This window comes from Dietzia sp. DQ11-44 (assembly GCF_014145205.1).
GTDB classification, from domain to species: domain Bacteria; phylum Actinomycetota; class Actinomycetes; order Mycobacteriales; family Mycobacteriaceae; genus Dietzia; species Dietzia natronolimnaea.
The window spans coordinates 1-5,201 of record NZ_JAALEC010000378.1 but is presented as its reverse complement, the minus strand read 5'-3'; the positions used below and the strand labels follow the sequence as shown (position 1 = coordinate 5,201).

Genomic DNA, 5,201 nt, shown 5'->3' with positions numbered 1-5,201 from the left:
CGGCATGTCTCAAGTGTACTACATGCAATGCATGTACAGCAAGTGTTGCGTGTGACGTTTCCCGGGTGTGAACTGCACGGATCCGCCCGAGTCGTGCCCAAACACGCCGCCCCCTTCATCTGATACCTGCCGCTCTTCCCCTCCTGGAGCGCAGCGTGTCAAGCGAGGGAATCCGGCGGGACGACAGAATCTTCCGGCGATATAAGGGAGCGCCAGCGACCGCGTCGGAAGAATCTGGTGGCCGGCCGGACGCCGTCAGGCGCCGACCTTGACTCGCGTAGTGGAGGGAGGACAATCCTCCGGCTGGTGAAGGGGGCCACCGCGCCCGTGGTGCCCGCTATCGCGGACACCAACGTCCGGCAGGGCAGCACCGAGCTCCGTACGGGAGTTACCGGGAGCGATGCCGCACCCACGGTGGATCCGAATATTTTTGGTGCTTGTCGTGGGGTTGGTGCTGCGGAAATGGGGGAGCGGCCTGCCTCCGTGTGGTGACAGGCCGCTCGGTGGTGCGGGGTTTAGTCTTTGTCGCGCCGCGGGACGTCCGGGAACGGTTTGCCGTCGTTGACCTCGGCCTCGAGGGTGGTGACGTACTGGCTGACGGCTTCGCGGATGAAGTCGGCGAGGGTGGTGATCCCGACGTGCGGGCCACCGAACGCGAGCGCGTTGTCGACCCGGTCTTTGAGCTCGGTGCCGAGTTTGACCGACACGGTGCCCTCGCGGTTGTACTTCTTGGCGGCCGGCGCCTCGGCTCGGCGCGAGTGCAGGTTCCGTGAGCGACGCTGGATGGGTGCCGGCTCTTCGGGGGTGGGGATGGCGGTCACTGGTTCGCTCCTTGTCCGGTGATGGTGTCGACGACGGCGGCGACCTGTTCGCGGATGTAGGCGGCCCGAGCGTCCGGGAGTTGGTCGAGACCCATGCCGGCGACGGCGGCGGCGGGGATGAAGGCCAGGTGGGGGATCGGCTCTCCGAGGACTGGGGCGTCGATCTGCTCGGCCAGTCGCGTGATGCGCTCGACGTATTCGTTGTGCTGCTTGATGCGGCGGTCGACGTCGTTGATGACGATGCCGGTGAACTCGATGGGAGAGGCCAGGATCGCTCCGAGGCCGTCGTCTTCGTCGTTGGCGAGGTCGATCTCCTTGACCATCTCCCGGATGCCGCGGTAGGCGCCTTCGGAGGGGGAGGCGACCAGGACCACGCCGGTGGTAGCGGCGACGTGGGCGTTGAGGGTGAGCACGTTGATGGCCGGCGGGCAGTCGATGAGGATGACGTCGTACTCGTCGGCGATCGGCCGCAGGGCCTTGGTCAGGACCATCTCGCGCAGTTTGGCCCCCTCGAGGGCGGAGTTGATCGCGGCCATTTCGCCGACGGGGGCGGCGGGGATGAGGTCGATGCCGTCTCGCTTGGTGGGGATACGCACGTCGGCGAGGGTGGCGCGGTTGGCCGTGGGGATCGCGGTGTCGAGGACGTCGGCGATGCTGAGGTCCGGGCGCGTGGTGTCGTTGCGGCCGGTGAGCCATTCGGTGGCGTTGCACTGGCCGTCGATGTCGATGACGAGGACCTTGAGGCCGCGGCTGGCGGCTTCGTGCGCCAGGTGCAGGGTCAGCGTGGTCTTGCCGACGCCACCTTTGAGGTTGGCGAGGGCGACGATGGCGGTCATGGGATCTCCTTGAGGTTTTGCCGGAGGGGTCTCTCAACAGGTTCGATTGTAGCGCAGGTGTTGCACGTCGCACAAGCGGTGCGGGTACTACATGCGATGCAGTGGTGTGGTTAGTTGTTGCCGCGGGCGCGGTCGAGGGTCGGCGCTGCGAGGTCCAGGCCGCGGGCCTTGATGAAGGCTCGGAGGGTGCCGGCTTCGTCGCTGGAGGGAACGGCTTCGAGTCCGTCCTTGACGATCGCGATTACGCGGTCTCCGTCGTTGAAGGTTTCGCGGATCGCGCCGCTCCAGTTGTGGACCTTGTCGTCGATGAACTGGACCTCGTACAGGGTGGAGGGCTGGTTGCTGGGGGAGAGGTAGTCGTGGTCGTCGGCGATCCAGACTGAGGTGAGGGTGACAGTGCCGCGCCTGGTGTTGATCTCGGTGGAGAAGACGTGGTCGATGCGTCCGGCGATCATCATCGTGGTGCTCCTTGTGGCTGTGCCGGGGAGGTCCGCGGCTGGGTGCGAGTCTAGGTGTGGCGGTGCGTGAGCTCGGCGAGCGTAGCGAGCAGGTCGGCGCGGCCGGCGCCGCCGCTGCGGGTGGCGATGACGGTCCAGCACTGGCCGTTGATGGCGATGAGATGGGCGTGCGCGGTGCACGGGTCCTGGGCGTGCAGGTCGATGGTGACATTCGCGGCGAGCTCGTAGGCCCGGTGCTGGGCGTGGTGGTGGTCGCCGAGCGTGGTGTCGGTGATTGAGTGCAGGCGTTGGCCGTCGGGCGTGCAAGTGTCGATCTCGATGATGTGCATGACTACTCCTGGTCGGGGTCGGGTGCGTGGATGCAGTAGCCCTCGCTGCCGCTGACGAACGCGCCGCCGGCGTACTGGCCGTTGTCGGAGGCCAGGTCGTGAGCGAGGGCGTAGATCTGGGCGGCGAGGTCGTTGCGGTCGAGCTGGCCGTTCTCACCTCGGTGGGGGGTGACGATTCCCGCTCGGGAGCCGACGGTGACGTGCCGGGCGCGGTAGTCGCCGGCCTGGGCGACGGCGAGGGCGTCGTGGACGACGTCGTCGTAGCGAGTGCCGGTGATCGGGGCGGTGTTCATGCCGGCAATGGTGGCACGGTGGGCCGCTGCGACTGGCCGCTCTTGCCAGTCGCAGCGGCCGATCTGTGGATGAGCGGATGCCTGTGAAATGCCGCGGTGGCCGGACGAAGATCGTCCGGCCACCGGCCTCCACGGGATCAGCGGTGCAGCGGGTTGAAGGCTGCGATCTTGAGCCCCTTGGGGGTCTGGACGATGGAGGCCGACAGGGCGCGGACTCGGGTGCCTACGGTGAGGACTGCGGCGACGGTGAACTGGTAGCGGGGGGTCTTGTTCCTGCTGGGCAGTTCGGTCTTGGTGATGTGCATGCGCTTGAGCGTGGCCTCAGTCTCGCCCTTGCAGAGAGTGCGGCGGGCGACGGCGGCGCGGTTGATCGACTTGATCCCGGAATCGGTGCCGATGTCCGCTCCGACGGTGTACGGGGGGCGACGGCCGTTGTAGACGGCGAGGGCACGGGTCAGGATCGCGTCGAGGGCTAGGACCTCCTGGGCGGTGGGCTTGGTCGGGTCGTCGAGGTCGGCGGCAGTGCCCTGGTCGGCGTCCGGCTGGGTCAGCGCGGTGGCCATGAGGTCGCCGACGACCTTCTCGGTGGCGGTGGCGAGGACCATCTGGGCCTCGGCGAGGGTGAGGCCGCGCTCGGTGGCGGCGGTGAGGGCGTGGCGGACGTTGGCGTAGTCGGCCCTCGTGGGGTCCAGGTCGACCAGGGCAGTGACCAGGATGTTCATGCTGCGCTCCTTGCGGTCCTGCCGGGGGCTTGTCCCTCTCGGCATGCCTCAAGTGTACTACATGCGATGCACGCGGCACAAGTGTTGAGTGTAGTCGCCACCTGCGAGAACGCCCCCGCGCCTGGCGGGCGCGGGGGCGTTTCTGGGCGGCGCTAGTCCATGCCGTACTCGGCCATGACGGTGCTCGGGTCGTCGGGGGCGGCGCCGAAGTTGTCGACGAAGATGTCGGCGAGGGTGGCGTCGGGATTGGCGAGCAGGTGGTCGGTCGCGGACACCATGACGTTGACCAGGCTCCAGGCGAGGCTGTCGCCGTCCTGGTCGAGGTGTTCCTGGATGAGGTCGGCGGCGCGGTTGGCTGCCGTTCCGATCTGGTCGCGGGTGTAGGTCGCGGCCTTTTCGGTGCCCATGTGGAGGCCGTCGGCGCAGGCGTGGCACCGGCCTCCGGCCGATGCGGCGGTGATGATGCTCGCGCAGTCGGTGTAGCGGCGGGCCGGGTGGGTCAGGCGCAGCAGGTCGCCCTCGTAGTGGTGGAGCATCTCGGTGCCGTCTTCGGCGTGCACGAGGCGGATCTGGGCATCCACGTCGCGGCCGTCGATGGTCAGGGCGAACGCTTCGAGGAGCGTTCCGGGCTTGTCGGTCATGGTGGTCCTTCCGGTTGTGCCGGGGGCTTGTCCCTCTCGGCATGCTTCAAGTGTACTACATGCGGTGCATGTGGAACAAGCGTTACGGGTCGGCTTCTTCGGGCTGGACGTGCGACAACGCCCCCGCACCTGGTGGGTGCGGGGGCGTTGTGGGTGGGGTTATTCGGTGTCTGGGGTGAGGGCGTCGGCGATGCGGTGGACGGCGTCGAGGACGCGGACGGCGGTGGCTTTGACCTTGTCGGCCTGTCCCCCGCTCCAGCTGGCGACGTAGCCGACGCTGTAGGTGCTGGTGTCGAGGTCGTGTAGTCCGGCGACGACGTAGGCGACGGATTCGGCTTCGAGCTCGCGGGTGGCCTGGTCGGGCTCGCCGGTGAGCTTGCCCTCGTCGTCGGTGTGCAGGATCGCGTGCGCGGCCTCGTGGATGGCGGTCTTGGCGGCGTGGGCGTCGGATAGGTCGGCGTCGACGACGATGCGGCGGGTTCCGTCGACGGTGCAGTAGCCGTTGACCTCGCCGGGGATCTGCTCGCGGGTGACGGTCCATCCCTGGCCGGTCATCCACTCGCTGATGCGCTCGTAGAGGGCGGCGTGGTCCTCGCCCTGGAGCTGGGCGACGGGGGCGGTGGGCTGCTCGACGCCCTCGATGGGGTCGGTCTGGGAGATGTCGAACACGGACACCACGGGCGGCGGGCACGGGACGGCCTTGCGGGTCTTCTCTCCGGTGGTCTCGTCGGTGTCGGTGACGAGGCGGAACGGCTTGCCGAAGATGCGGATAGCCTTCTCGCCCTTGCGGACCTGGCGCCCCTTGGCCTGCCACGCCTTGAATCCGGCGACCTGGGTGGCGTGGGGGCACTGCACCTGGATCAACAGGGTGTTGTTGAAGCTGTAACGGTGGAAGCTGGCGAGGAAGTCGAGCCAGTTCTGCCACTGGCCGGTCTGGGTGAGGGCTTCGACGGCGGCGCTGAGCTCGTCGTGCATCTGCTCGACCTTGGCGGCGCGGGCCGGTCGGGCGGCGTCGCGCTCGGCGGCGGTGTACTTCTTCGCGGTCTTGGTTGCCATGACCTACTCCTTGCGGTCCTGCCGGGGGCTTGTCCCTCTCGGCAT

Annotated in this window: 8 protein-coding genes; all 8 read right to left on the bottom strand. The window is 67.9% G+C overall.

Annotation, left to right across the window (positions count from 1 at the left end; translation table 11 throughout):
- Positions 1-515 precede the first annotated feature (515 nt).
- The 8 genes from G6018_RS10060 to G6018_RS10025 all read right to left on the bottom strand — a co-directional run bounded on the left by G6018_RS10060 (position 516) and on the right by G6018_RS10025 (position 5,156).
- On the bottom strand, positions 516-821 hold the full coding sequence (locus G6018_RS10060; protein ID WP_182639524.1) for a hypothetical protein: 306 nt from the start codon (positions 819-821) through the stop codon (positions 516-518).
- Positions 818-1,657: a ParA family protein gene (locus tag G6018_RS10055; protein WP_182639523.1), complete on the bottom strand. Its 840-nt coding sequence runs from the start codon at positions 1,655-1,657 to the stop codon at positions 818-820. The genes G6018_RS10060 and G6018_RS10055 overlap by 4 nt, the downstream gene beginning before the upstream one ends.
- A 110-nt stretch (positions 1,658-1,767) precedes the next feature.
- Complete coding sequence (locus G6018_RS10050) at positions 1,768-2,115, bottom strand: hypothetical protein (RefSeq protein WP_182639522.1); 348 nt, start codon at positions 2,113-2,115, stop codon at positions 1,768-1,770.
- A gap of 50 nt (positions 2,116-2,165) precedes the next feature.
- Positions 2,166-2,444 (bottom strand): hypothetical protein, encoded by a 279-nt coding sequence (locus tag G6018_RS10045; protein WP_182639521.1) that lies wholly within the window; start codon positions 2,442-2,444, stop codon positions 2,166-2,168.
- 2 nt (positions 2,445-2,446) lie between these two features.
- Entirely contained in the window at positions 2,447-2,737 is a 291-nt protein-coding gene (locus G6018_RS10040) for a hypothetical protein (protein WP_182639520.1), read from the bottom strand.
- A gap of 137 nt (positions 2,738-2,874) precedes the next feature.
- Positions 2,875-3,504 carry a hypothetical protein gene (locus G6018_RS10035; protein ID WP_182639519.1) on the bottom strand — a complete coding sequence of 210 codons (630 nt, stop codon included), beginning with the start codon at positions 3,502-3,504 and terminating at the stop codon, positions 2,875-2,877.
- Between the two features lie 107 nt (positions 3,505-3,611).
- A complete protein-coding gene (locus G6018_RS10030; RefSeq protein WP_182639518.1) occupies positions 3,612-4,100 on the bottom strand; it encodes a hypothetical protein in 489 nt (162 codons plus the stop codon).
- Between the two features lie 159 nt (positions 4,101-4,259).
- A complete protein-coding gene (locus G6018_RS10025; RefSeq protein WP_182639517.1) occupies positions 4,260-5,156 on the bottom strand; it encodes an ArdC-like ssDNA-binding domain-containing protein in 897 nt (298 codons plus the stop codon).
- Positions 5,157-5,201: the final 45 nt, after the last annotated feature.

What these genes read in the sequence shown, in the direction of transcription:
- G6018_RS10055 (WP_182639523.1), bottom strand. Translation starts at nt 1,657, where the DNA reads ATGACCGCCATCGTCGCCCTCGCCAACCTCAAAGGTGGCGTCGGCAAG.
- G6018_RS10050 (WP_182639522.1), bottom strand. Translation starts at nt 2,115, where the DNA reads ATGATGATCGCCGGACGCATCGACCACGTCTTCTCCACCGAGATCAAC.
- G6018_RS10045 (WP_182639521.1), bottom strand. Translation starts at nt 2,444, where the DNA reads ATGCACATCATCGAGATCGACACTTGCACGCCCGACGGCCAACGCCTG.
- G6018_RS10040 (WP_182639520.1), bottom strand. Translation starts at nt 2,737, where the DNA reads ATGAACACCGCCCCGATCACCGGCACTCGCTACGACGACGTCGTCCAC.
- G6018_RS10035 (WP_182639519.1), bottom strand. Translation starts at nt 3,504, where the DNA reads ATGCCGAGAGGGACAAGCCCCCGGCAGGACCGCAAGGAGCGCAGCATG.
- G6018_RS10030 (WP_182639518.1), bottom strand. Translation starts at nt 4,100, where the DNA reads ATGACCGACAAGCCCGGAACGCTCCTCGAAGCGTTCGCCCTGACCATC.
- G6018_RS10025 (WP_182639517.1), bottom strand. Translation starts at nt 5,156, where the DNA reads ATGGCAACCAAGACCGCGAAGAAGTACACCGCCGCCGAGCGCGACGCC.